The following is a 22,007-nucleotide window of genomic DNA, read 5'->3' as shown; positions in this document are numbered from 1 at the left end:
CGGCGCCGCGGCGCAAGCGCGCGTTGCGCCGCGGCCGTCTTCAGGGCGGTTGGCGGACCGATTTCGATTGGCTAAAGTCTCGGCTCGGCGGGGGCCAGTCATGTTGTTCGCGTCGCCGAGCTTTCTCTTCGTCTTCTTGCCGCTGTGTCTGGCCGCCTATTTCGCCAGTCGCACCATGGCGACCCGCAACGCGGTCCTGATCGCCGCTTCGCTGATCTTCTACGCCTGGGGCGAGCCGGCCTATGTGGCCCTGATGGCCGCCATGACCGTGGTCAATTACGGCGCCGCCCTGGCCATAGACGCCCGCGACGGGCCATCGCGCAAAACGGCCCTGATCCTGGCGGTGGGCGTCAATCTCGGCTCCCTGAGCCTCTTCAAGTACGCAGGCTTCCTGGCCGACAGCTTCAATCTTATCCTCGCGCCGGCCGGGTGGAGCGTGCCCCGGCCGCAAATCCCGCTGCCGCTCGGCATTTCCTTCTTCACCTTCCACTGCCTGTCCTATCTCATGGACACCTACCGGCGGCGGTTTCCGGCCAACCGCAACCTCGCCCAGGTGGCCCTCTACATCGCGCTGTTCCCACAGCTGATCGCCGGGCCGATCGTCCGCTACAAAACCATCGCCAGGCGACTGGTCCTGCGCCGTCACAGCCTAGGCCGCGCCTCGGCCGGGACGCGGATCTTTATCATCGGCCTGGCCCAGAAACTGCTGATCGCCGACACCTTGGCCCCAGTGGCCGACGCGGTTTTCGACCAGACCGCCCAGCCGGGCCTCGCCGAAGCTTGGCTGGGGGCTGTCGCCTACACCCTGCAGATCTATTTCGACTTCGCCGGCTATTCGACCATGGCCATCGGTCTGGCGATCATCTTCGGCTTCAGCCTGCCGCGGAACTTTCGCACCCCTTACGCCTCGACCTCGATCACCGAGTTCTGGCGCCGCTGGCACATCAGTCTGTCCACCTGGTTCCGGGACTATCTCTACATCCCCCTGGGAGGAAACCAGGGCCCAGCCTGGAAGACCTGGCGCAATCTGGTGGTGGTCTTTCTGTTATGCGGCCTCTGGCACGGGGCGGCCTGGACCTTCGTTCTGTGGGGCGCGTGGCACGGCGCGTTCCTTGTTCTAGAGCGGGCGGGCCTGGGCCGGTGGCTCAAGGCGATCCCGCGTCCGGCGGCCTTTGCCTACGCCCTCCTGGTCGTCATTCTGGGCTGGGTGCTCTTCCGGGCCGAGAGCCTGGCGCGGGCCGGAGAGATCTGGGCGGGCATGGCTGGCCGGCATGGTCTTGGCGAGATGAGCGCCGCCACAACCCTCGCCTTCCAGCCCATTCACTACTGGCTGATCCCGATGGCGGGGGCCCTGGCGGTGTTCGGCCTCTCCTGGCGGGTGCGCCAGGGGCGCACGGCGCGGGCCTGGATCGATACGGCCGCGGTCGCCCTGCTGCTGGTCCTGGCGCTGCTGCGGGTCGCCCAGGGCACATACAGCCCCTTCCTCTATTTCCGGTTCTAAGGAGGATGGCCCGTGTTTGATCCTCGCCGATTCCTGATCCTCGGCGTCATGGCGGTGCTGTCGCTGCCGGTTTTGGCCATGCCGCTCCTGCCTCTGCAGACGGTCTCGCGCGAGGAAAACCGGATGCTAGCCCCGCCGCCGAACTGGCCGCAGGACCTAACGGCTTGGCGACACGCGCCTCGGGCGGTGGACGCTTTTCTCGCCGACCACTTCGCCCTGCGTGAGCCGGCGATCTGGCTCGGCGCCCGGCTGGAGCGTCGCCTCGGGGTCACTGCGCCGGCCCAGGCCATGGCCGTCATGGGGGAGGGCGGGCAGATGTTCCTAACCGACGGGCTGCTGCGCTCCACCGGCCAGGATGTCGACCCCGAGCGGGCCGCCGACTACGCAGACTTTGTCTGTCAGGTGGCACGTCGACTGGCCGCCCGCCAAATCGTCTTCGCCACAGGCCTGGCGCCCTCGCCGGGAACGATCCTGACCGATCAGACCCCGCCGTGGGCGCGTCCGGCGACGACGCCGAGCGATCACGACCTAATCCTGCAGGGCATCGCTGACTGCGGAGCGCCGGCGGTCGACCTGAGGCCTGCGCTGCGCGAGGCCGCGGCGCTGGACCGCGCCTATCGCCTGTATGACAGCCATTGGACCCCGTGGGGCGCCCTGGCGGCCTATAACCGGATGGTTGCGGCTGTTGATCAGCCGGGATGGGGTTGGGCGCAGGCGGAGCTGACCTGGGGCGAGATGCGTACCGACGATGGCGATCTGCCGCGTATGGCCGGCATGCCGCCCGCCATTGAGACCCTGACCATCCACCACCGCACCAGCCTGCCCCCTGGGACAGTCCGCGAGGAGCTTAAGGCCTATGGCGGGCCGATGCCGGCCTTTGCTGTGGAGCGCGGAGCGTCAGGTCCTACGGTCGTGATCATCGGCGACAGCTATACGGCCGACTTCTTTCCCTCGCTGATCGCCGACCGGGTCGGCCGCCTGATCTGGATTCACATGGATGAGTGTGGTTTCGACTGGCGGGTCATCGAAGACGAGGCGCCGGACATTGTCATGCTGCTGCCGGCAGAGCGCAACGCGATGTGCAGCGGCCAGCGACCGGCCGGTTTTGGCTGATCTGCCGTCAAACAACTATGAGAAAGGTGGAGGGGTTCTGTTGCAAGGCCCCCTCCCGGCCCCGCCTAACGCTGCTAAGACGCTAGGAGTTTATGTCGAAATCTATCGGACCGCTTACGCAGCCAGACGGACTTCTTCAGCGAAGTTATCGTTCGCATTTAGATAAAGGCCCGAAACGGTGGGCCAAGCCGAGAGAAAGCAACACCTTTAGACGTCTGTCGATGCTGATCGGCCCCAGACTTTCCGGCGATACCCGGAGAAGGGTTTGGTGGAGCCGCCGGGAATCGCACCCGGGTCCAGTCCGCTTATGACGTGCGCGTTTATCTCCATAGTCCGGCGAACCGGACAGGTTGAATATAGGGCGAGGCCGGCTGAAATTGAAGGCCTTTCGCGAAACCTCAGGGGTTTGGCGGGCGATCAGCGGGCTTGATGCGACCGCCCCCGGCGATCAGGGCCTCGTAGGCGGCCCGCTCCCGGGCGAAATCAGCGCCCTGGGGCAGGAGGACATCGATCCGCGGCTCGTGGCCCAGGGCCGCGCCGAGGGCGGCTTCCAGAAGTTCGGCGACCTCACCCACCTCAGCCTCGTCGCAGTCGCGCCGCAGTACGCCGCCCTGGCGCTCTGTCAGGCGGACCAGGTCGTAGGCGACGCCGTCCAGGCAGATGGAGCCGACGCTGGCGTTCCCTTCCTGGGCGACGGCGTCCCGGGGGCTGTCCCACACCGATGCGGCCGCCAGCTCCTGGATAAGCGTCCGGTAGCCGGCCGCCAGCTCCACGTCGAACCCGACCCGGCGGGCGATGTCTGGCTCGCAGCAGGCGCGGCCGGCGCGGACCTGAACGAAGGCCTTGCCGTCCCGCCGGGCGGTCAGGCGGACGACCATCTGCTCGACGCTGTTGGACGGCCGGCGCCAGACCTCGATTATCGCCTCCCCCCCATAGACCACCTGGGTCTGCAAGGGCGGCAGGCCCCACAGGCGGTAGAGGGTCGGCTCGATGGGGGTGACCACAGGCGGGGGCCCGCTGCGGGGCAGGCGGCGGCGGGCCATGGGGTCGGCGGCGTCGGATGGGGCGGGGCGGTCGTCAGCCCACCAGGCGCGCGGATCCGGCGGCGGGTAGGGCGAGGCGGCGCCAGGGGGAGCCTCGCTCGACGTCTGGCCAAGGCTCGGGGCCGCGGCGAACAGGCTTAGGGCCAGCCCCAGGGCGACCCGTCGCATCGCAATCGCCACCACGCTCGCCTCCTACATGCCGTCTGCGCCCCGCGTGATGGAAAGCACCCCGGTGCGCGACAGTTCCACCAGACCGAGCGGCCGCATCAGTTCGGCGAACTTGTCGATCTTGTTGGGGGCGCCGGTGATCTCGAAGACGAAGCTCTCGTGGGTGGTGTCGATCACCCGGGCGCGGAAGATGTCGGCCACCCGCAGGGCCTCGACCCGCTCGGCGCCCAGGCTCTTCACCTTGACCAGAGCCAGCTCCCGCTCCAGGCCGTTGGGATCGCGGGTCACGTCCTGGACGTGGCGGGTGGAGACCATCTTCTGCAGCTGAGCCTCGATCTGGCCCAGCACATGAGGGGTCCCGCGGGTGACAATGGTCACCCGGCTGGTGTGGGCGTTGCGATCGGTCTCGGCGACCGTCAGGCTTTCGATATTGTAGCCCCGGGCGGCGAACAGCCCGACCAGCCGGTGCAGGACGCCCGGCTCGTTGTCCACGAGCACGGCGAAGGTGGCGAGATTTTCCACCTCGGCCTTGTGGTCGAGGTCATAGACGGAGGCGGGCTGGGGATCGGGCATCAAGGTCTCTTCTCTAGGCTCGGCCGTTCAGGTGTCACAGGCGAGAGCCGAGGGCAACCAGCCCCCAGCCGCCGCGCCATGCGACCGCCTCAGACCAGCCGCTTGCCGGCGTCGTCGATGATGGAGCCGAGGTCGCGGGCTTCCTGGGCCAGGATCATCTCGTTGTGCGCCTTGCCTGATGGGATCATGGGGAAGCAGTTCTCTTCCTTGGTGACCCGGCAGTCGAACAGCACCGGACGGCGGACGGAGATCATCTCGGCGATCTTGTCGTCCAGCTCGTCTGGATGCTCGGCCCGCAGGCCCACCGCGCCGAAGGCCTCGGCCATCTTCACGAAGTCGGGCAGGCTTTCTGAATAGGAGTGGGAGTAGCGCTCCCCATGCAGCAGCTGCTGCCACTGGCGGACCATGCCCATCCATTCGTTGTTCAGGATGAAGATCTTGATCGGCAGGTCGTACTGAATGGCGGTGGCCATCTCCTGCATCGTCATCTGCACGCTGGCGTCGCCGGCGATATCGATGACGAGTGAGTCCGGGTGGGCGATCTGCACGCCCACGGCGGCCGGCAGGCCATAGCCCATGGTGCCCAAGCCGCCGGAGGTCATCCAGCGGTTGGGATCTTCGAAGCGGAAATACTGGGCGGCCCACATCTGGTGCTGGCCGACCTCGGTGGTGATGTAGACGTCCTTGTCCTTGGCGTGATGGTACAGCCGCTCGACCGCCTGCTGAGGCTTGATGAGCTTGGAATCGGGCGTGTAGGCGAAGCAGTCGCGGGCCCGCCAGGCCTCGATCTCGCGCCACCATTCGGCCAGGGCGGTCTTGTCCATCGACAGGCGCATGGATTTCCAGGCGGCGATCATGTCCTCCAGCACGCTGGCGGCGTCGCCGACAATGGCCACGTCGCAGCGGACATTCTTGCCGATGGACGAGGCGTCGATGTCCACGTGGATCTTGCGCGAGGTGGGGGCGAACGCGTCCAGGCGACCGGTGACCCGGTCGTCGAACCGGGCGCCCAGGGCGACCATGACGTCGCAGTCGTGCATGGCGTGGTTGGCCTCGAAGCTGCCGTGCATGCCGAGCATGCCCAGCCACTTGGGATCGGCGGCCGGGAAGGCGCCCAGGCCCATCAGGGTCGAGGTCACCGGCGCGCCGGTCAGTTCAGCAAACTCCCGCAGCAGGGCCGAGGCCCGGGGGCCGGCATTGATCACGCCGCCGCCGGTATAGAGGATCGGCCGGCGGGACTGGGCGATCAGGGTGACGGCCTCGGCGATGCGGCCGGCGTCGCCTTTGACCTGCGGACGGTAGTCGTGGGCGTGGGTGACGGCCTGGGGACCCTGATAGGCCGCCTTGCCGAACTGCACGTCCTTGGGAATGTCGATGACCACGGGGCCGGGGCGGCCCGAGGTGGCGATGTGGAAGGCCTCGTGCATGATCCGCGGCAGATCATCGACGTTCTTGACCAGATAGTTGTGCTTGGTGATCGAGCGGGTGATGCCGATCGTGTCGCATTCCTGGAAGGCGTCGGTGCCGATCAGGTGGGTGGCGACCTGGCCGGTGATGACCACCAGGGGGATGGAGTCCATCAGGGCGTCGACGATGCCGGTGACCGCATTGGTCGCGCCGGGGCCCGACGTGACCAGGACGACGCCCGGCTTGCCGGTGGACCTGGCATAGCCCTCGGCGGCGTGGGTGGCGCCCTGTTCGTGGCGGACCAGGATGTGACGCAGCCGCGGCTCGGCGAACAGCGCGTCATAGATCGGCAGCACCGCCCCGCCCGGATAGCCGAACAGGACCTCTACGCCCTGGTCGAGGAGCGAGCGGACGACGATTTCGGCCCCGCTCATCATTTCGGTTTCGGCGGCCTCGGGGGCGGTGATGGTCTGGTGGGCGGTCATGGCAGTGGCCTTCTTAGGCTGGCCTTCAGGGCAATAAAAAAGGCCCGCTGGGGGCCTGGTGCAAGCGACCTTGTTCGCGCCGATCGAAATCGGCTCGTCTAAGGTCGCCACTCAAGTACGATGCTGACGCGCACGCGCGTTCTCCAGATATAAGGTTTCCCGCTCATCGCATGCGCGGGCCAGGGCGTCAAGGCGCGCCCAGAGCAAGAAACTGCCCCCACTGCGCCTCAGGCTCTGTCGCCGTGACCCGTGGCCAGTCCGGGGTCTGGTTGCGGAACCAGGTGGCCTGTCGCTTGGCGTAGCGGCGGGTTTCCTGCTGCGCGGCGGCCAGCGCCTCATGGCGGGTCATCTCGCCGGCCTGCCAGGCGGCGATCTCCCGCAGACCCAGCGCCTTCATGACCGGAAGGGCGGGGTCGAGGCGCCGGGCGAGCAGGGCTGAGACCTCTTCGACGGCGCCAGCCTCGAACATGGCGGCGAGGCGGACGTCGCAGCGGGCGTAGAGCGCCTCGCGGGGAGGCTCAACCACGACGCCCCGCCAGGCCTCGGGCCCGAGGGGGGCGGCGGTTTCCGCCTGCAGGTCTGAGAGCGCGCGGCCGGCGCTGAGATAGACCTGCCAGGCGCGCACCAGCCGTTGGCGGTCGGCGGGCGCGATGCGCGCCGCCGCGGCCGGGTCGACTTCGGCCAGGCGGGCTCGGAAGGTGGTTTCGCCGAGCGCCTCGAACTCGGCCTCGACCCTGATGCGGACCGCTGGCGCTGCGGCTGGGATGTCGGCGAGGCCGTCGGTCAGACTACGAAAATAGAGTCCCGTGCCGCCCACCAGGATTGGAGACCGGCCCCGGGCCTGGATCTCGGTGATGAGCGGCAGGGCCGCGCGCAACCAGCGGCCCACGGACCAGGCCTCTGCGCCATCGGCGGCCCCAAACAGGTGGTGGGGCGCCTGGGCCATCTCATGCGGCGTCGGTCGCGCGCTCAGAATGGTCAGGTCGCCGTAGAGCTGGATGGAGTCGGCGTTGACGATCTCGCCGCCGATTTCCTGGGCCAGGCGCAGGGCGATCGCCGTCTTGCCGCTTGCCGTCGGCCCGCCGATCAGCCAGATGCGGGGCTCCATGGAAATCGCTCTCACCCTCGTCAGTCCGCAGGAGTCCGCGCTCGCCGCGGCCACCGTTCAACTCACCCAAGCGCTCGCAGGCGCGCAGGCTCGCGTCAAGGAACCCCGGCCGCTGGGTCCCGGCGCCGTTGACCTGTTGGTGGAGGCCGAGGCGCTGGCGCCGGTGCGGGCCGCCGCAGAAGACGCCCTGTCGGCCATGCCGGTGGATGTCTGCGTCCAGCCCTGGGCTGGGCGGCGCAAGCGGCTGCTGATCGCCGACATGGATTCGACCATCATCGGCTGCGAATGCATCGACGAGCTGGCCGACTTCGCCGGCGTCAAGGATCGGGTCTCGGAGATCACCGAGCGGGCCATGCGCGGCGAACTGGATTTCGAGGCCGCCTTGCGTGAGCGGGTGGCCATGCTGAAGGGCCTGCCGCTCTCTGATCTGCAGCGGGCCTATGACGAGCGTGTCGTCCTCAATCCCGGGGCGCGGATCCTGGTGCGGACCATGGCGGCCGGCGGCGCACGCTGTGTGCTGGTCTCCGGCGGCTTCACCTTTTTCACCAGCCGGGTGGCCCAGGCCGCGGGCTTCCACGCTCAACGGGCCAACACCCTCATCGAGGCGGGCGAGGTCCTGGCCGGGGAGGTGGGATCGCCGATCCTCGGCCGAGAGGCCAAGCTGGCGGCCCTGCGTGAAGAGGCTGGCGCGATCAATGCGGACCTGTCGGCGACCCTGGCGGTGGGCGATGGGGCCAATGACCTGGCGATGATCGAGGCCGCGGGCCTTGGGGTCGCCTATCGGGCCAAGCCGGTGGTCGCCGCCCAGGCCCATGCCAAGGTCGATCATGCGGATCTGACGGCGCTGCTCTACTTCCAGGGCTACGGCGCCGCGGATTTTGTCACCGACTGAAGCAGGCCTTGATTTCGCTTGGCGTGCTCTCTGGACTAAGAGCCTGCCCATGACGCTTCCTCGCCCCTGCGCCGCCGTCGTGTTCGACATGGACGGCCTTCTGATCGATTCCGAACGCCTGATGCTCCAGGCCATGGAAGGCGCCGCCCGGGCCATGGGGCGGGACATGCCGTTTCCGGTGTTCCAGAGCATGGTCGGCCTGACCCACGCGGCCAGCGACGGCATCCTCATCGACCACTTCGGTGCGGGCTTCGTGCTGGATGACTATGTGGTTGATGTCCGGGCCCGGTTTGTCGAGGCCCACAAGGCCGGCGTCGCCCTGAAGACCGGCGTCATCGAGATGCTCGATCACCTGGACGCCGTCGGCGCGCCGCGGGCCGTCGCCACCTCTTCACGAATGAGGTCGGTGGAGACGCACCTCGGCCATGCGGGCCTGCTCTCGCGGTTCGACGCCTTCATCACCGCCGAGAGCGTCACTCAGGGCAAGCCGCACCCCGAGCCCTATCTGAAGGCCGCCGCGGCCCTGGGCATGGACCCGCGCGACTGCATCGCCTTGGAGGACAGCCACAACGGCGTGCGGGCGGCGGCCGCCGCTGGGATGATGACCATCATGGTCCCCGACATGCTGGAGCCCAATGACGAGATGCGCGGCCTGTGCGTGCGGATCGCCCGGGACCTGCACGAGGTGCGCGATCTACTCGCCGTGATGGTCGGCAAATGAAAAGCCCCCGATCCGGCGAGGGATCGAGGGCTGATCGTGTTGGCCTGACGGGCGCCTAGCGGGCGCCGCCGGGACCTCGCTCGAAGTAGCGGAAGAACGCGCTGTCGGGCGACAGGATCATGGTCGCGTCCCCCTGGCCGATGGAGGCCTCATAGGCCTGCATCGAGCGGTAGAAGGAGGCGAAGCCCGCATCGCGACCAAAGCTGGTGGCGTAGATGCGCGTCCGCTGCGCATCGCCTTCACCTCGGGTCTGGTCCGCGGTTTCCTGGGCGGTGGCCAGGGTGATGGTCACTTCCTTGTCCGCCTCGGCGATGCGCTCGCGTTTCTGCTGTTCACCGACGGCGCGGATCTGGGCGGCCTGCTGCTGACGGGCCGTTTCCATCCGACGATAGGTGGCGGCCATGTTTTCCTGCGGCAGGTCAGCGCGGCGAATACGGACATCGATCACCTCGATGCCAAGCCGCGAGGAGGCCGCCCGGGCCCGGACATCGGCCAGGGTGTTGGCCATGACCCCTGAGCGGGCGCCGGAGATGATGTCGCTGGAGGGGGCTGAGCCCAAGACCTGGCGCAGGGACGAATTGACCAGACGCTGGATACGGTCGCCGGCCGTGCGGTCGTCACGCAGAGTGCGGTAGTACTGAAGGGGTTCGCTGATCCGGTAGCGGATGAAGGCGTCGACCACCAGGCGCTCCTGGTCGGCGGCGATGACCTCTTCCTCTTCAGTCTCCAGGGCGATGTTGCGCTTATCAAACCGCAGCACCTGCTCCATGAAGGGCACCTTGACCTTCAGACCCGCCGTGGCCTCAGGACCGGCGTTCACGACCCGGACGGGGTCGCCGAGCCGGACGACGATGGCCTGCTCGCGCTGATCGACGATGAAGAAGGTGTTGGCCAGCACGATCAGGGCCACCACCGCGGCGATGGCGTAGGGGATGTAACGACGGTCCATCATTGGCTGCTCCTCGCGCCGGGGGCGGCCGAGCCGGTTTCGGCCGGCGTGGCGGTCGCAGTGGGCGCGCTCGTGCGCGGCCGGAAGACGTCAGGCGGCAGGATGATTGGGGCCGAGGCGCCATTGGAGTCGACGATCACCTTGTTCGAGTTCTGCAGAACGCGCTGCATGGTCTCGATGTAGAGGCGCTCGCGGGTGACCCCGGGGGCGGAACGGTATTCGGCGTAGATCTGGTCGAAGCGCGAGGCTTCACCCGTCGCTTCCCGGACCGCCTGCTCGCGATAGGCTTCACCGGCCTGGGTGATGCGCGCGGCGTCACCCTTGGCCTCGTTGACCACGCGGTTGAAGTAGGCCTCGGACTCGTTGCGGGCGGACTCCGCGTCCTGGCTGGCGTTGAACACGTCGCGGAAGGCGGCGATGACCTCGGCCGGCGGATCGGCGTTGCGGATCTGGACCTCGACCACGCTGACGCCGGCGCCCCAGGAATCCAGGGTCTGCTGCATCAGTTCGGCGGCCTGGGCCTGAACCGGGCCACGGCCGCGGGTCAGGATGTAGTCCAGCTGTGAGCGTCCAACCACTTCGCGCATGGCGCTCTCGGCCACCGCCTTCACGGACTCCTCGGGATCGCGGATCGTGAAGATGAAGCGCGGCGCGTCGGCCACCCGCCAGGTGACGCTGAACTTCAGGTCGATGATGTTCTCATCGCCGGTCAGCATCAGGCTTTCCTGAGCGTTTGCGGCTTCGGAGGTGCCGCCGATGTCGATCCGGTTCAGGGAGGTGACCGGCACCTTCTCCACCCGCTCGATCGGGGCGGGCAGGCTGTAGTTCAGGCCTGGGCCCGCGGAGCGTGAATAGGCGCCGAAGGTGGTCACCACAGCCTGCTCATTGGGCTGTACCAGGTACAGTCCCGACAGCGCCCATAGGGCGAAGGCCACGGCCGCTACGGCCGCGATGGCGCCAGGTCGGATCTGATCGCCGCCGGGACCGCTGAAGAACTGTCGCAGTCGGGCCATCAGGCGCTCGAGCAACAGATTCAGATCGGGCTGCGGCCCGCGAGGACCGCGGGGACCGCCGCCGCCAAGGCCCGGCCGCTTGGGACCGCCAGGGCCACCCGAACCGCCGGAGCCTCCGCCTTGCTGTGGCGGGGTTCCCCAGGGACCGGGGTTTACGTTGTCATTCCAGGGCATTCTATTTGTGCGTCGTCTTTCTGGGTCGCGTCGTCGGGGACGTCGTGGGTCGGCGTAACTCGGCGCGGCCGCGATGTTCAGTCCACCGAGGCGGACTTGTAAACCGGCGCTTGCAGCCGGATATGTGACGGCCAAGCCGCCAACGCAAGCCGAAGACGACATGAACACATCACGCCTGCCTGACCGCGACGCCATGCTGAGCCTCCTTGAGGGGGTGCTGGACCCCCGTAGCGGGAAGGGTTTGGTGAGTGCGGGCCTGGTCCAGGGCCTCTCCGTGCGGAACGGCCGGGTCGGGTTCATGATGGAGGCGCCGGCCGGAATGCTGGAGCTCTACGAACCGGTGCGGGTCGCGGCCGAGGCCGTGCTGAGCCAGGCGCCGGGGGTGGAGCGGGCCCAGGTGGTGCTCACCAATCTCCCTGGCGATGAGCCGCCGCCGCCGCCGGCCGAGGGGGTCACCCGGGTGCGCAAGGGGGTGAAGCTGACCGCCGATCCTCAGGCGACGCCGGGTCCGCCCCCCGGGGCGATCCGACCGCCTCATGTGCGGCGCGTGATCGCGGTGGCCAGCGGCAAGGGCGGCGTGGGCAAGTCCACCGTTTCAGTCAGCCTGGCGGTCAGTCTTGCGGCGCTTGGCCTGCGGGTCGGCCTGCTGGACGCCGATGTTTACGGCCCGTCAGCGCCGCGCATGCTGGGGGTGGATGGCGATCCGGAATATCATCCCGAAAAGAAACTGATCCCGCTGGAGGCCTGGGGGATCAAGGTCATGTCCATCGGCTTCATGGTCGACGAAGGCGCGCCGATGATCTGGCGCGGCCCGATGGCCTCCTCGGCCGTGCGCCAGATGATGCATGAGGTGGCCTGGGGGGAGCCGGACGCGCCCCTCGACGTGCTGGTGGTCGACATGCCGCCGGGCACCGGCGACATCCAGCTGACCCTGATCCAGAAGCTTAAGCTGGACGGCGTGGTGATTGTCACCACGCCTCAGGAAATCGCCCTGATCGACGCCCGCCGGGCGGCGTCCATGTTCCAGAAGACGGCGACGCCGATCCTGGGGCTGATCGAGAACATGGCCTATTTCGCCGACCCGGCCACCGGCACGCCGATTCCGATCTTTGGCCAGGGGGGCGGCCAGACCGAAGCCGACCGCCTGGGGGTGCCCATGCTTGGTCAGGCGCCCATCGATGTGGCCCTGCGCCAAGGGTGCGATGACGGTCGCCCCCTGGTGGCCACGGCGCCCGACAGCGGGCCGGCCAAGGTGTTCCGCCAGGCCGCCGAGATGCTGCGCACCCGGCTTGGCCTGGCCCGCGGCTAGCCCTTGCGGGGCTCGACCAGCGGGGTGGGGATGGACGGTTCGCTGGCCAGGGTCTCCAGCACCGGGGCGGTGTCATAGAGAGCGTCGCGCTCGTCCAGTTCACGGCGGATCTCGCTGTGACGCTCCTCGCCGAGCTTGTAGCCGATGAAGCAGAGCCCCCCCAGCGCCACGAAGAAGATGGGGCCGATCAGGAAGGCCAGTTCCAGGCCGCGGATCGCTTCGGCGGAGTTGGTTGCGCCGTCGGTGGCGTTGTAGCCGACACGGTCCAGGACGGTGAAGGTCAGGAAGACGGCGAAGGCGCCCGAGATCTTCGAGGTCAGGGTGGTGATGGCGTAGAGCAGGCCAGAGCGCTCCTTGCCCTGTTCCAGACGGACCTCATCGGCGACGTCGGCGGTCATGGCCCGGGTGAGCACCTGGAATCCCGCCGCCAGGAAGCCGGCGGTGAACATCTGGAAGGCGCCGACCATCATGTCGCCCTTGGGCAGGAAGGGCAGGGCCACCAGGGCCAGGGCGTAGCCGGTGGTGGCGACCATCACCGCGCGGTGCTTGCCGATCCGCATGGCCAGACGGCCGAGCAGGGGCGCGCCGCCGAAGCCGGCCAGGATGTAGACCGCCAGCAGGGCGCTGGCCTGACTGGTGGTGAAGCCCCGGGAGTCGGTGAAGAAGAACAGGTAGAGCGCGCTCATCCAGCCGGGGCCCAGCGACAGGCAGAGGTCGGCCAGGACGATCCGGCCCATGGAGGGCCGGGCGATCAGTCGCCAGTATTCCTTGAGCTGGAACTTCTGCTGGCCCGGCACGTCAGGGGAGATCTTCTCGGGCGTCAGGGCGACCACCAGCCAGACGGCCAGGGGGGTGAGGATCATGACGAACCAACCCATGGCTGGCACGCCTTCGGATTCATCGCGGCCAAGAGCGGCCACGATGAAGGGCATCAACAGCACCAGAAGGGCGCCCAGGACGCCCACGGCGGTCATGATGGCGAAGACCCGCGAGCGATCATTGTACTTCGGCGCCAGGGTCGCGGCCCAGGCGGCGTGGGACAGGTGCAGGATCGACGTGCCGATGTAGAGGATCAGCAGCCAGAAGATCAGCCCGCCCACACTGCCGGAGGGCGATATGAACAGCATGAAGATGGCCAGCATCAGGACGGGCGCCCCGATCACCGTCCACAGTCGGTAGCGGCCGAACCGCGTCCGGGTCCGGTCCATGGCCAGCCCCAGCAGGGGATCGAGGGGGATGTCGATCATTCGCACAAAGGCGAAGGCGGTGCCCACCGCCAGCAGGCTGATGCCGATTTCGCTGGCGAAATAGCGGGGGAGATAGACCGACATGGCGATGGTCAGCGCCGACAGGGGCAGGCTGGTGCACGCAAAGGCGAGGATGGTGGACAGCTTGAGCTGTCGCGCGGATGCAGGCGCGGCTGCGTCGGTGTTGGCCACTTGGGCGTCTCCCCTGAACTATGGTGACGCCTCTGACGGGCGTTATCCGCAGGTCATAGGTTACGCGCGTTCACCTGCGTCAAGGCAAGGCCCATTTGGGGTTGCGGACAAAAGAAAACGGGCGGCTCCTGGATGAAGCCGCCCGTGGTTATTCGCTACTCTGTCAGGCCTCAGCCGCCCGACAACTTCCGGAAGAATTTCTGGCTTTGCTCGCCGCCGGCGGCATAGGCCGCATGGCCTTCAGGGTCGGAGATCTTGGACCAGTTGTCCCGGACTTCCTCGACCGACAGGCCGCCCTCGCCAAGATAGACGCCCTCGGTCTCATAGATGCGCGACAGGGCGAAGGCGCCTGCGCCGGCCGTCAGGATGGCGCCCGTGGGCGCCTCTTCGGAGCAGAGATAGACCACGCCCGGCGTGACGTATTCCGGCTTCAGGCGCTCCAGCACCGCGGCCGGCATCAGGTTCTCGGTCATCCGCGTGGCGGCCACAGGCGCGATGGCGTTGACGTGGATGTTGTTCTTCGCGCCCTCGAGACGCAGGGTGTTCATGAAGCCGATGATGCCCAGCTTGGCGGCCCCATAGTTGGACTGGCCGAAGTTGCCATAGAGGCCCGAGGACGAGGTGGTCACCACGATGCGGCCGTAGTTCTGCTCGCGCATGATGTCCCAGACGGCCTTGGCGGGCTTCACGGTGCCCATCAGGTGGACGTTCAGCACCAGCTCGAAGTCGGCGATCTCCATCTTGGCGAAGGACTTGTCGCGCAGGATGCCGGCGTTGGCGACCAGGATGTCGATCCGGCCCCACTGATCCATGGCCTGCTTGATCATCAGGGCCACGCCGGCGTCGTCGGTCACCGAGGAGCCGTTGGAGATGGCTTCGCCGCCCGCGGCCTTGATCTCGTCAACCACGGCGTCAGCCGCGCTCGAAGACCCGCCCGAGCCGTCCACCGAACCGCCCAGGTCGTTGACCACGACCTTGGCGCCGCGCCGGGCCAGTTCCAGAGCATGCTGTCGGCCCAGGCCGCCGCCCGCGCCCGTCACAATGGCCACTTTGCCGTCGAAGCGGATGTCCGCCATGGAAGTCTCCCGAAGTCAGGTGAAGGAATTGGCGCGGTTGTGCGCGGCTGACCCCTTCTCCGTCAAGGCGCTGGTGCGCGAACTACGAGGCGGGAACTGCGCTCGCCGCGGCGCTCTGGGCGGGCCTCAGGAACTTCACCAGCACCCTCTGGCCGACCAGGAAGGGCGCCCCATCGGCGCTGACCACCACCTCGACCACCCGCTCGTCGGCGCGCTCTGTGGGGTCGTCGGAGACCAGCTTGCGGGCGCCGAACACGGCGGCGCGGCGCAGGACCTGGCCCTTGAAGGTCTTGGTCGGGTCAGCCTCCGAGGCGATCTCGACAGTCTGGCCAAGGCTCACATGCGGCAGGGCGCCCTCGGCGATCTCGGCCCGGACGATCCGCTGGCCGGCCGGCTCCAGGTCGAACATGTTGGAGACGTTGAGGGTTGAGGCGCCCGAGCCCGGATTGGCGTAGCGGCGGACGATCACCCCGTCGGCCGGGGCCCGGATCATGGTGAGCTCGAGATTGTAGCCGGCCTCGGCCAGGCGCGCCTCAGCCGTGGCGACGGCGGCCCGCTGGGCGCGCAGGCGGGCCTCGGCCTGGCGGATGCCGTCCCGGGCCTGGTCCAGGCGCTGCCCGGCGACGAAGTTGGAGGCTGACAGGGTGTCGAGGCGGTCGAACTCCCGGCTGGCGGTGGAGATCTCCACCTGAGTCAGGGCGATCTGGGCGCGGGCCTGCTCGACCTCGGCCCGGGCCCGGGCCGCCGACAGGCGCGGCTCATCGTCCTCCAGGCGCGCCAGGATCTGGCCCTCACTGACGCTGTCGCCCTCCTGCACCAGGACCTCGCGGACAATGCCGGCGCTGCGGGCGGCCACCTGGATCAGGCCGCCTTCGACGTCGGCCTTGCCATTGGCGATGGCCACATAGGGGCTGACCGGGGCGGCCGCTTCGGCGGTCTTGGCCGCCTCGGCCTTGCGGGCCTGGGCCTGGCTGTTGAGGAATAGACCGCCGCCGACCAGCAGGATAAGGCCGGCGATGACGATCCAGAAGATGGGGCGGCGCAGCAGGGCGGGCATGTGTCAGGCCTCGATCAGATGGGAATGGGGCGCGGTCTGCGCGCCGGAGGTGACGCGCCGGTCGTCGAGAATGGCGCCGTCCTCGATATGGATGATGCGGTCGGCATAGGCTTCCAGCCGCGGGTCGTGGGTGACGCAGATCACAGCGGCCCCGTGATCCTTGGCCGCCCGCTGCAGGAGCTTGATGACGATCTGGCCGTTCTCGCCGTCGAGGGCCGAGGTGGGTTCATCGGCGAACAACAGGCGCGGGGCCTTGGCCAGCGCGCGCGCAATGGCCACCCGCTGCTTCTCGCCGCCCGAGAGTTCCGAGGGCCGCTGATTGAGCCGGTGGCCCAGGCCCACCTCCTCCAGGGAGACCGTCGCCCGGTCCCGGGCCTCGCGCTTGGACAGGCCCGTATGCTTCAGCACGGTTGTCACCTGTTCCAGGGCGGTGAGGGCCGAGAACAGGTTGAAGCCCTGGAAGATGAAGCCGCAGTGATCCAGCCGGAATTTGTCGATCCGTCCGGCGCGCAGGTCCCAGAGATCCTGGTCCAGAGCCTGGACCTGACCCTCGTCCGGACGCAGTAGGCCAGACAGGCAGGCCACCAGGGTCGACTTGCCCGAGCCGGACGGCCCCATGACCATGGTCAGGTCCCCGTGGCGTGCGTCGAAGTCCACTGACTTCAGCACCTCGATATAGGTCCGGCCGGTCTTGAAGCGCTTGGACAGGCCGGTGGCCCGGATGGCGTCGTCGCGGTGTGGGGCATAGGTCATCGCAGCAGATCCGCCGGTTGGCTCTTCTTCAGGACGCCCAGGGACATCAGCCCCGAGGCCAGCGAGATGACGAGAAGCAGGATGGCCACGCCGATCACCCAGCCCAGGGGAAAGCCCATGGGGAGGCCCACGCTTTTGGCCAGGAGCGAGACCAGGAAGGTGAAGATCGCCGTGGCCGCGAGACCCACCAGGCCGACCCAGAAGGACAGCTCCAGCACAATCAGCCGCAGGGCGCCCATGGAGACGCCCAGCGCCCGCAGGCTGGCGAACTCCTTGATGTTGGCCATGATCGCCCCGCGCAGGGTCTGAGACGTGATGCCGACGCCGATCAGGAAGCCGAGGAAGACCGAGAACCCCAGCATGATGCCGATGATCTGCTCCTTCATCAGGGCGCCCTCATTGGCCTGGGCCAGCTCCTGGCGCGTCCAGGCCCGGTAGCGTCCCTCGGCCACGGCGTTGAGGTCGTCGCGGACCTGGACGGCCCGGGCCGGGTCCTTGATCTGGACCATCAAGGGTCCGACCTTCTCGCCGTCATCAGCCATGCCCAGCAGCCGCAGGGTGTCGCGGGACACGACCACCGCAGGCTGGTTGATCGAGGGATAGCCATCGAGGAAGGCGCGGACAGTGACGGTCTTGCCGTTGATCGTCGCCTTATCGTTCAGGGTGACGCCGAGCCGAGCCTGGGTGCTGCGGTCGATCACCGCGGCGAAGGGCTCCAGCAGGGCGATGCGCACGTCCTCGGGATAGTCCACCGGCAGGGTGACCGCGCCCGGGATTGGATCGACAATGTCGAGCTGAATCCACTGGGTGACCTGCTTTTCTCCGTCCTCCGGGGTGTTCATCCAGCGGCCGCCAGAGCCGTCCAGGCTCGCGACCTGGACCACCTCGGGATGCAGGTACATCTCTGGCGCCAGGCGACGCGGCAGGCCGTTGGAGCCGGAATTGATCAGGCTTTCGGACTTGGCGGGCAGCACCATCAGCTCAGCGCGCGAACGGTCGATGGTGGCGGTGGCGGCCTGCACGATGCCGGTGAACATGCCGACCTGGGCCAGGATCAGCAGGCCCGAAAAGGCCAGCGCGATCACCGCGGCCAGATAGCGGCGCCATTCGTAGATCAATGTGGCCAAAGCCAGTGACATCCCCGGTCCTCCTGCCGCCAGAAGTGGCCGGAGCGGGGCTGCAACCCAAGTTAATTCGAGGTAAGGCGAGGGCCTCGTCGTAGCCAGCCGCCGCGCTGCCTGTTACCTCGGTGACAGGTGGGCCCCTTAGGGCCCAGGCCCCATTTTCATGAGTGTTGATCGATGAAATCAGCCCTGCTCGCCGCCTCCGCCACAGGCGTTTTTCTGTTCGGCCTTTCGGCCGGCGCCGCCCAGGCCGACGAAGGCATGTGGACCTTCGACAACTTTCCCGCCGCCAAGGTCGAGGCCGCCTATGGGGTGACGATCGATCAGCCCTGGCTGGACAAGGTTCGCGCCGCCTCGGTGCGCCTGACCAATGGATGTTCAGCCTCGGTGGTCTCGGGCCAGGGTCTGGTGCTGACCAATCATCACTGTGTCGTCGACTGCGTCCAGGACCTGTCGAGCGCGGAGACCGACTATGTGCAGGATGGCTTCCTGACCAGCGCCCGGGAGCAGGAACGCAAGTGCCCTGGGCAACAGGCCGAGATCCTCGCCGAAATCACCGACGTCACTGACACCATCCGCGCCGCGGGCGCCGGACTGTCCGGCCAGGCCTTCAACCGCGCCCGCGACGCCGCGGTGGCCAAGTTGGAGCAGGAGACCTGCGCTGGCGATGATCGCTACCGCTGTCAGGTGGTCAGCCTGTATCGCGGTGGCCAGTTCAAGCTCTACAAGTACCGCCGCTACGCCGATGTGCGCCTGGTCTTCGCGCCGGAGATCGCCACGGCCTTCTTCGGCGGCGATCCGGACAATTTCAACTTCCCCCGCTTCAACCTCGATGTGGCCTTCCTGCGCCTCTACGAGGACGACAAGGTGGTCGAGACGCCCCAGCACCTGACCTGGGTCGCCCGGGCGCCGGAAGAGGGTGAGGCGACCTTCGTCTCCGGCAATCCCGGCTCGACCGGCCGGCTTCTGACCGTGGCCCAGCTGGAGACTCAGCGGGATCTGGCCATCCCCGTGGGCCAGCTGCAGCGCTCGGAACTGCGCGGTCGGCTGATCGCGTTTTCCGAGGCCAGCCCTGAGAACAAGCGCGTCGCCACCGACCCGCTGTTCGGGGTCGAAAACAGCTTCAAGGTCTTCTTTGGCCGCCAGTTCGCCCTGAACGATCCGGCCTTCATGGACGCCAAGCGGGCGGCCGAGGCGGAGCTGAAGGCCAAGGTCGCCGCCGACCCGGCCCTGGCCCGTGAGATCGGCGATCCGTGGAGCGAGATCGAGGCCGCCCAGGCCGCCTATGCCGAGCACTATCTGCCCTATCGCCAGATCGAGGCCGCCGCCGGCGGCGCCTCGGACCTGTTCGGCTACGCCCGGACCCTGGTGCGGGCGGCGCAGGAACGCACCAAGCCCAACACCGAGCGCCTGCCTGAATTCTCCGAGGCGCGGCTCCCCCTGGTGGAGAAGCGCCTGCTCGATGAGCGGCCTGTGGATAAGAGCCTGGAGGCGCTCTACCTGCGCTTCTGGTTGTCCAAGACCCGGGAATATCTGACCACCGACCACCCCGGCGTCCAGCAGTTGCTCGGCAAGCAAAGCCCCGAGGGGCTGGCCCAGGCCCTGGCCACCTCGCGCCTCGACGACCCGGCGGTTCGCAAGACCCTGTGGGAAGGCGGTCTCGCCGCCGTCCAGGCCTCGAACGATCCGATGATCCAGCTCGTCCTGCGCATGGACCCCATGGCCCGTGAGGTCCGCGAGGCCTGGGAGACCGATGTGGAGGCGCCGACCGCCCGGGCGGCCGAGCGGGTCGCCGCCGCCCGCTTTGCGGCCTACGGCGACGCGGTCTATCCCGACGCCACCTTCACCCTGCGCCTGTCCTATGGCCAGGTTCAGGGCTGGGCCCACCGGGGCGTCACCATCCCGGCCACCACGACGTTTTCGGGCCTCTATCAGCGGGCCACCGGCGCCGAACCCTACGCCCTGGCGCCCCGTTGGATCGCCGCGCAGGACAAGCTGAACCCGGACACGGTCTACAACTTCGTCACCACCAACGACATCATCGGCGGCAATTCCGGCTCGCCGGTGGTCAACGCCAAAGGTGAGGTTCTGGGCGCGGCCTTTGACGGCAACATCCATTCCCTCGGTGGCGACTATGGCTATGACGGAACGCTCAACCGCACGGTCGTGGCGGCCTCATCGGCGGCCACTGAGGCGCTGGAGAAGGTCTATGGCCTGACCGGCCTGCTCGACGAGCTGATGGGCCGCTAAGGCCTGATCCTGCGGGTGGGGCCCTGGCCTCGCCCGCGGGTCTCCAGCCTCAGAGGCCGGGCACGTCCAGGATCGGCGCCCGGCGCTTGGCCCGCTTGCGCAGCAGCCGCCAGCCGATGGTGCCCACGCCGCCGGCGATCACCAGGGCGATGACCCCGAGCGTCAGGGGATCAAACTGGTCGAAGACATCCAGTTGCTCCAGGCCCTTGGCGGTGAGGTAGCCCGGCGCCAGGGCGGCGAAGACCCAGATGACCGCCGAGATCACATTGGCGATCTGGAAGTCCCGGACCGGCATCCGCAGCATGCCCACCACGGCGGGCACGAAGGCGCGCATCGGGCCGATGAAGCGGCCGGCATAGATCGAAATCACCCCATAACGTCGGCAATAGAGCCGCGTCAGGGCGAACTGGCGACGGTAGCGCTTCAGCCAGCGGTGCCGCAGCACCCGCATGCCAAGCTTGCGGCCGATGAAGAAGGAAATGGCGTCCCCGACAATGGCGCCGGTGATGCAGCCGATCAGCACCGAAACGGGATCCAGCACGCCCGTGGCCAGCAGGCCCCCCGTGAGCACCAGCAGGGGCGTGGCCGGAATGAGCGCCCCCACAATGACCAGGGACTCAAGCATGATGAAAAGGCCCAGGACGAGGCCCGCCCAGCCATGATTGACGCGGATAAACTCCGCGACGGTTTCGAGCATGGCGTCCATCAGTGGTTTCCTGTCGGCGTTCGGATCCAGCTTGACCCGACGTCGTGGCATCCTAGTGGCAAAATCTGTCAGTGAGTTAAAGGTCGCCCAGACTGAGGATCGATCATCGTCCGGCGCCGTTCAGACGTGCAGGGCGGCTCCGCCCTAGGGCAGGGCCCCGTCCGCGGCGTCGAGGCGCCGATTCAGCGCCTGCAGGGCCGTCCGCAAGGCGGCCAGATCGCCCAGATCTCCCCCCAGTCGGCAGACCAGCTGTCCGGGCACGGCGCCGGCCGGCCCCCGCAGGGCGGCCCCCTTTTCTGTGAGGGAAACGATCACCCGACGCTCGTCCCGGGGATCGCGGGCGCGGCCCACCAGCCCCTGGGTCTCCATGCGCTTGAGCAGGGGAGTGAGCGTGCCGGAGTCCAGGTCGAGCGCCTGACCCAGGTCGCCCACGCTGCGCGGCGCCCGCTCCCAAAGGACCAGCATGACCAGATACTGCGGATAGGTGAGGCCCAGCGGCGCCAGCAGGGGCCGGTACAGGCGGGTCACCCGGTTGCTGGCGCCATAGAGGGCGAAGCAGAGCTGCAGATCCAGGCGAAGGGGATCGACCCCTTCGCCGCTCGCGCCCTGATCGGATCGGGTCTGGTTGTTCGTCACCGCACCGTCGTGGTCAGCTGCACGTCGATATTGCCGCGCACCGCATTGGAATAGGGGCAAACCTGGTGGGCTGTCTCCACCAGTTTGATCCCTTGCGCCTCGTCCAGCCCCTCGACCTCGACGGCCAGAGCGACGCCGAGGGCGAAGCCGCCGCCGTCCCGGGGGTGCAGCTGTACGGTCGCCGTCACGGCGGCGTCGGTCAGGCCAAGCTTTTGCTGGCGGGCCACATGACGCACGGCGTTCTCAAAACAGGCCGCATAGCCGGCCGCAAAGAGCTGCTCGGGGTTTGCGCCATCACCCTTGCCGCCGAGGGCCTTGGGCAGGGCCAGGTCCAGCTTCAGCAGGCCATCATCGGTTTCGACATGGCCTTCGCGGCCGCCGACGGCGCGGGCGGAGGTTTCATACAGGGCGGACATGGGGCTCTCCAATCATATTTGAAGCTATTATATTGTGTGCAATACAAAATGCATCAAGGGGAGGCGCCTGGCTTTCTTCAGCGTGTCCTCCCTT

At 67.9% G+C, this 22,007-nt stretch carries 20 protein-coding genes and 1 other RNA gene; 6 read left to right on the top strand and 15 right to left on the bottom strand.

The genetic code is table 11. From position 1 onward, the window contains the following. Positions 1-100: 100 nt before the first annotated feature. Both Q8K84_RS14635 and Q8K84_RS14630 read left to right on the top strand, forming a co-directional pair. Positions 101-1,501, top strand: coding sequence for an MBOAT family protein (locus tag Q8K84_RS14635; protein ID WP_305283441.1), 1,401 nt, complete (start codon positions 101-103; stop codon positions 1,499-1,501). 12 nt (positions 1,502-1,513) lie between these two features. Next, on the top strand, positions 1,514-2,614 hold the full coding sequence (locus Q8K84_RS14630) for a hypothetical protein (protein WP_305283440.1): 1,101 nt from the start codon (positions 1,514-1,516) through the stop codon (positions 2,612-2,614). 25 nt (positions 2,615-2,639) lie between these two features. Here Q8K84_RS14630 and ssrA read toward each other — a convergent pair. The 5 genes from ssrA to miaA all read right to left on the bottom strand — a co-directional run bounded on the left by ssrA (position 2,640) and on the right by miaA (position 7,398). Next, positions 2,640-3,000: a transfer-messenger RNA gene (ssrA, locus tag Q8K84_RS14625) on the bottom strand. A 12-nt stretch (positions 3,001-3,012) separates the two neighbouring features. Continuing rightward, a complete protein-coding gene (locus Q8K84_RS14620; RefSeq protein ID WP_305283439.1) occupies positions 3,013-3,825 on the bottom strand; it encodes a hypothetical protein in 813 nt (270 codons plus the stop codon). 24 nt (positions 3,826-3,849) lie between these two features. Beyond that, positions 3,850-4,398: an acetolactate synthase small subunit gene (gene ilvN, locus Q8K84_RS14615; RefSeq protein WP_305283438.1), complete on the bottom strand. Its 549-nt coding sequence runs from the start codon at positions 4,396-4,398 to the stop codon at positions 3,850-3,852. 89 nt (positions 4,399-4,487) lie between these two features. Next, the gene (locus tag Q8K84_RS14610; RefSeq protein ID WP_305283437.1) at positions 4,488-6,290 is read right to left on the bottom strand and encodes an acetolactate synthase 3 large subunit; all 1,803 of its coding nucleotides are present in this window, start codon (positions 6,288-6,290) and stop codon (positions 4,488-4,490) included. Between the two features lie 187 nt (positions 6,291-6,477). Next, positions 6,478-7,398: a tRNA (adenosine(37)-N6)-dimethylallyltransferase MiaA gene (gene miaA / locus Q8K84_RS14605; RefSeq protein ID WP_305283436.1), complete on the bottom strand. Its 921-nt coding sequence runs from the start codon at positions 7,396-7,398 to the stop codon at positions 6,478-6,480. Here miaA and serB point away from each other — a divergent pair. Both serB and Q8K84_RS14595 read left to right on the top strand, forming a co-directional pair. Further along, on the top strand, positions 7,397-8,290 hold the full coding sequence (gene serB / locus Q8K84_RS14600) for a phosphoserine phosphatase SerB (protein ID WP_305283435.1): 894 nt from the start codon (positions 7,397-7,399) through the stop codon (positions 8,288-8,290). The genes miaA and serB overlap by 2 nt on opposite strands. Positions 8,291-8,339: 49 nt before the next feature. Then, complete coding sequence (locus tag Q8K84_RS14595) at positions 8,340-9,011, top strand: HAD family phosphatase (protein WP_305283434.1); 672 nt, start codon at positions 8,340-8,342, stop codon at positions 9,009-9,011. A gap of 55 nt (positions 9,012-9,066) precedes the next feature. Here Q8K84_RS14595 and hflC read toward each other — a convergent pair whose 3' ends face one another. Both hflC and hflK read right to left on the bottom strand, forming a co-directional pair. After that, complete coding sequence (hflC, locus tag Q8K84_RS14590; protein WP_305283433.1) at positions 9,067-9,963, bottom strand: protease modulator HflC; 897 nt, start codon at positions 9,961-9,963, stop codon at positions 9,067-9,069. After that, positions 9,960-10,973, bottom strand: coding sequence for an FtsH protease activity modulator HflK (gene hflK, locus Q8K84_RS14585; RefSeq protein WP_305283432.1), 1,014 nt, complete (start codon positions 10,971-10,973; stop codon positions 9,960-9,962). Before hflK ends, hflC begins: the two co-directional genes overlap by 4 nt. Positions 10,974-11,307: 334 nt before the next feature. Here hflK and Q8K84_RS14580 point away from each other — a divergent pair, with 334 nt between their 5' ends. Then, positions 11,308-12,456 carry an Mrp/NBP35 family ATP-binding protein gene (locus Q8K84_RS14580; RefSeq protein WP_305283431.1) on the top strand — a complete coding sequence of 383 codons (1,149 nt, stop codon included), beginning with the start codon at positions 11,308-11,310 and terminating at the stop codon, positions 12,454-12,456. On the opposite strand, the gene Q8K84_RS14575 is transcribed toward Q8K84_RS14580, so the two are convergent. The 5 genes from Q8K84_RS14575 to Q8K84_RS14555 form a co-directional block, all read right to left on the bottom strand. Further along, positions 12,453-13,895 carry an MFS transporter gene (locus Q8K84_RS14575; protein ID WP_305283430.1) on the bottom strand — a complete coding sequence of 481 codons (1,443 nt, stop codon included), beginning with the start codon at positions 13,893-13,895 and terminating at the stop codon, positions 12,453-12,455. The two genes, Q8K84_RS14580 and Q8K84_RS14575, sit on opposite strands and share 4 nt — an antisense overlap. A gap of 170 nt (positions 13,896-14,065) precedes the next feature. Next, positions 14,066-14,971 carry an SDR family NAD(P)-dependent oxidoreductase gene (locus Q8K84_RS14570; RefSeq protein ID WP_305283429.1) on the bottom strand — a complete coding sequence of 302 codons (906 nt, stop codon included), beginning with the start codon at positions 14,969-14,971 and terminating at the stop codon, positions 14,066-14,068. 82 nt (positions 14,972-15,053) lie between these two features. Then, entirely contained in the window at positions 15,054-16,028 is a 975-nt protein-coding gene (locus Q8K84_RS14565) for an HlyD family secretion protein (protein ID WP_305283428.1), read from the bottom strand. A 3-nt stretch (positions 16,029-16,031) separates the two neighbouring features. After that, positions 16,032-16,781 carry an ABC transporter ATP-binding protein gene (locus Q8K84_RS14560; protein ID WP_305283427.1) on the bottom strand — a complete coding sequence of 250 codons (750 nt, stop codon included), beginning with the start codon at positions 16,779-16,781 and terminating at the stop codon, positions 16,032-16,034. Beyond that, positions 16,778-17,920: an ABC transporter permease gene (locus tag Q8K84_RS14555; protein WP_305283426.1), complete on the bottom strand. Its 1,143-nt coding sequence runs from the start codon at positions 17,918-17,920 to the stop codon at positions 16,778-16,780. The genes Q8K84_RS14560 and Q8K84_RS14555 overlap by 4 nt, the downstream gene beginning before the upstream one ends. 162 nt (positions 17,921-18,082) lie before the next feature. On the opposite strand from Q8K84_RS14555, the gene Q8K84_RS14550 reads away from it, so the two are divergent. After that, positions 18,083-20,155 (top strand): S46 family peptidase, encoded by a 2,073-nt coding sequence (locus Q8K84_RS14550; RefSeq protein ID WP_305283425.1) that lies wholly within the window; start codon positions 18,083-18,085, stop codon positions 20,153-20,155. A gap of 49 nt (positions 20,156-20,204) precedes the next feature. Here the strand turns inward: Q8K84_RS14550 and Q8K84_RS14545 are convergent, their stop codons facing one another. The 3 genes from Q8K84_RS14545 to Q8K84_RS14535 form a co-directional block, all read right to left on the bottom strand. Next, a complete protein-coding gene (locus tag Q8K84_RS14545) occupies positions 20,205-20,861 on the bottom strand; it encodes a DedA family protein (protein ID WP_305283424.1) in 657 nt (218 codons plus the stop codon). A gap of 144 nt (positions 20,862-21,005) precedes the next feature. Further along, the gene (locus tag Q8K84_RS14540) at positions 21,006-21,497 is read right to left on the bottom strand and encodes a MarR family winged helix-turn-helix transcriptional regulator (protein WP_305283423.1); all 492 of its coding nucleotides are present in this window, start codon (positions 21,495-21,497) and stop codon (positions 21,006-21,008) included. Next, positions 21,494-21,913, bottom strand: a complete 420-nt coding sequence (locus Q8K84_RS14535) for an organic hydroperoxide resistance protein (protein ID WP_305283422.1) — start codon at positions 21,911-21,913, stop codon at positions 21,494-21,496. Before Q8K84_RS14535 ends, Q8K84_RS14540 begins: the two co-directional genes overlap by 4 nt. Positions 21,914-22,007: the final 94 nt, after the last annotated feature.

The organism is Phenylobacterium sp. (assembly GCF_030679875.1).
In the GTDB taxonomy this organism is placed as follows: domain Bacteria; phylum Pseudomonadota; class Alphaproteobacteria; order Caulobacterales; family Caulobacteraceae; genus Phenylobacterium.
This window is presented reverse-complemented; position numbering and strand designations above follow the sequence as displayed.

What these genes read in the sequence shown, in the direction of transcription:
- Q8K84_RS14635 (WP_305283441.1), top strand. Translation starts at nt 101, where the DNA reads ATGTTGTTCGCGTCGCCGAGCTTTCTCTTCGTCTTCTTGCCGCTGTGT.
- Q8K84_RS14620 (WP_305283439.1), bottom strand. Translation starts at nt 3,825, where the DNA reads ATGCGACGGGTCGCCCTGGGGCTGGCCCTAAGCCTGTTCGCCGCGGCC.
- ilvN (WP_305283438.1), bottom strand. Translation starts at nt 4,398, where the DNA reads ATGCCCGATCCCCAGCCCGCCTCCGTCTATGACCTCGACCACAAGGCC.
- Q8K84_RS14610 (WP_305283437.1), bottom strand. Translation starts at nt 6,290, where the DNA reads ATGACCGCCCACCAGACCATCACCGCCCCCGAGGCCGCCGAAACCGAA.
- serB (WP_305283435.1), top strand. Translation starts at nt 7,397, where the DNA reads ATGGAAATCGCTCTCACCCTCGTCAGTCCGCAGGAGTCCGCGCTCGCC.
- miaA (WP_305283436.1), bottom strand. Translation starts at nt 7,398, where the DNA reads ATGGAGCCCCGCATCTGGCTGATCGGCGGGCCGACGGCAAGCGGCAAG.
- Q8K84_RS14595 (WP_305283434.1), top strand. Translation starts at nt 8,340, where the DNA reads ATGACGCTTCCTCGCCCCTGCGCCGCCGTCGTGTTCGACATGGACGGC.
- hflC (WP_305283433.1), bottom strand. Translation starts at nt 9,963, where the DNA reads ATGATGGACCGTCGTTACATCCCCTACGCCATCGCCGCGGTGGTGGCC.
- hflK (WP_305283432.1), bottom strand. Translation starts at nt 10,973, where the DNA reads ATGGCCCGACTGCGACAGTTCTTCAGCGGTCCCGGCGGCGATCAGATC.
- Q8K84_RS14580 (WP_305283431.1), top strand. Translation starts at nt 11,308, where the DNA reads ATGAACACATCACGCCTGCCTGACCGCGACGCCATGCTGAGCCTCCTT.
- Q8K84_RS14570 (WP_305283429.1), bottom strand. Translation starts at nt 14,971, where the DNA reads ATGGCGGACATCCGCTTCGACGGCAAAGTGGCCATTGTGACGGGCGCG.
- Q8K84_RS14565 (WP_305283428.1), bottom strand. Translation starts at nt 16,028, where the DNA reads ATGCCCGCCCTGCTGCGCCGCCCCATCTTCTGGATCGTCATCGCCGGC.
- Q8K84_RS14560 (WP_305283427.1), bottom strand. Translation starts at nt 16,781, where the DNA reads ATGACCTATGCCCCACACCGCGACGACGCCATCCGGGCCACCGGCCTG.
- Q8K84_RS14555 (WP_305283426.1), bottom strand. Translation starts at nt 17,920, where the DNA reads ATGTCACTGGCTTTGGCCACATTGATCTACGAATGGCGCCGCTATCTG.
- Q8K84_RS14550 (WP_305283425.1), top strand. Translation starts at nt 18,083, where the DNA reads ATGAAATCAGCCCTGCTCGCCGCCTCCGCCACAGGCGTTTTTCTGTTC.
- Q8K84_RS14545 (WP_305283424.1), bottom strand. Translation starts at nt 20,861, where the DNA reads ATGGACGCCATGCTCGAAACCGTCGCGGAGTTTATCCGCGTCAATCAT.
- Q8K84_RS14535 (WP_305283422.1), bottom strand. Translation starts at nt 21,913, where the DNA reads ATGTCCGCCCTGTATGAAACCTCCGCCCGCGCCGTCGGCGGCCGCGAA.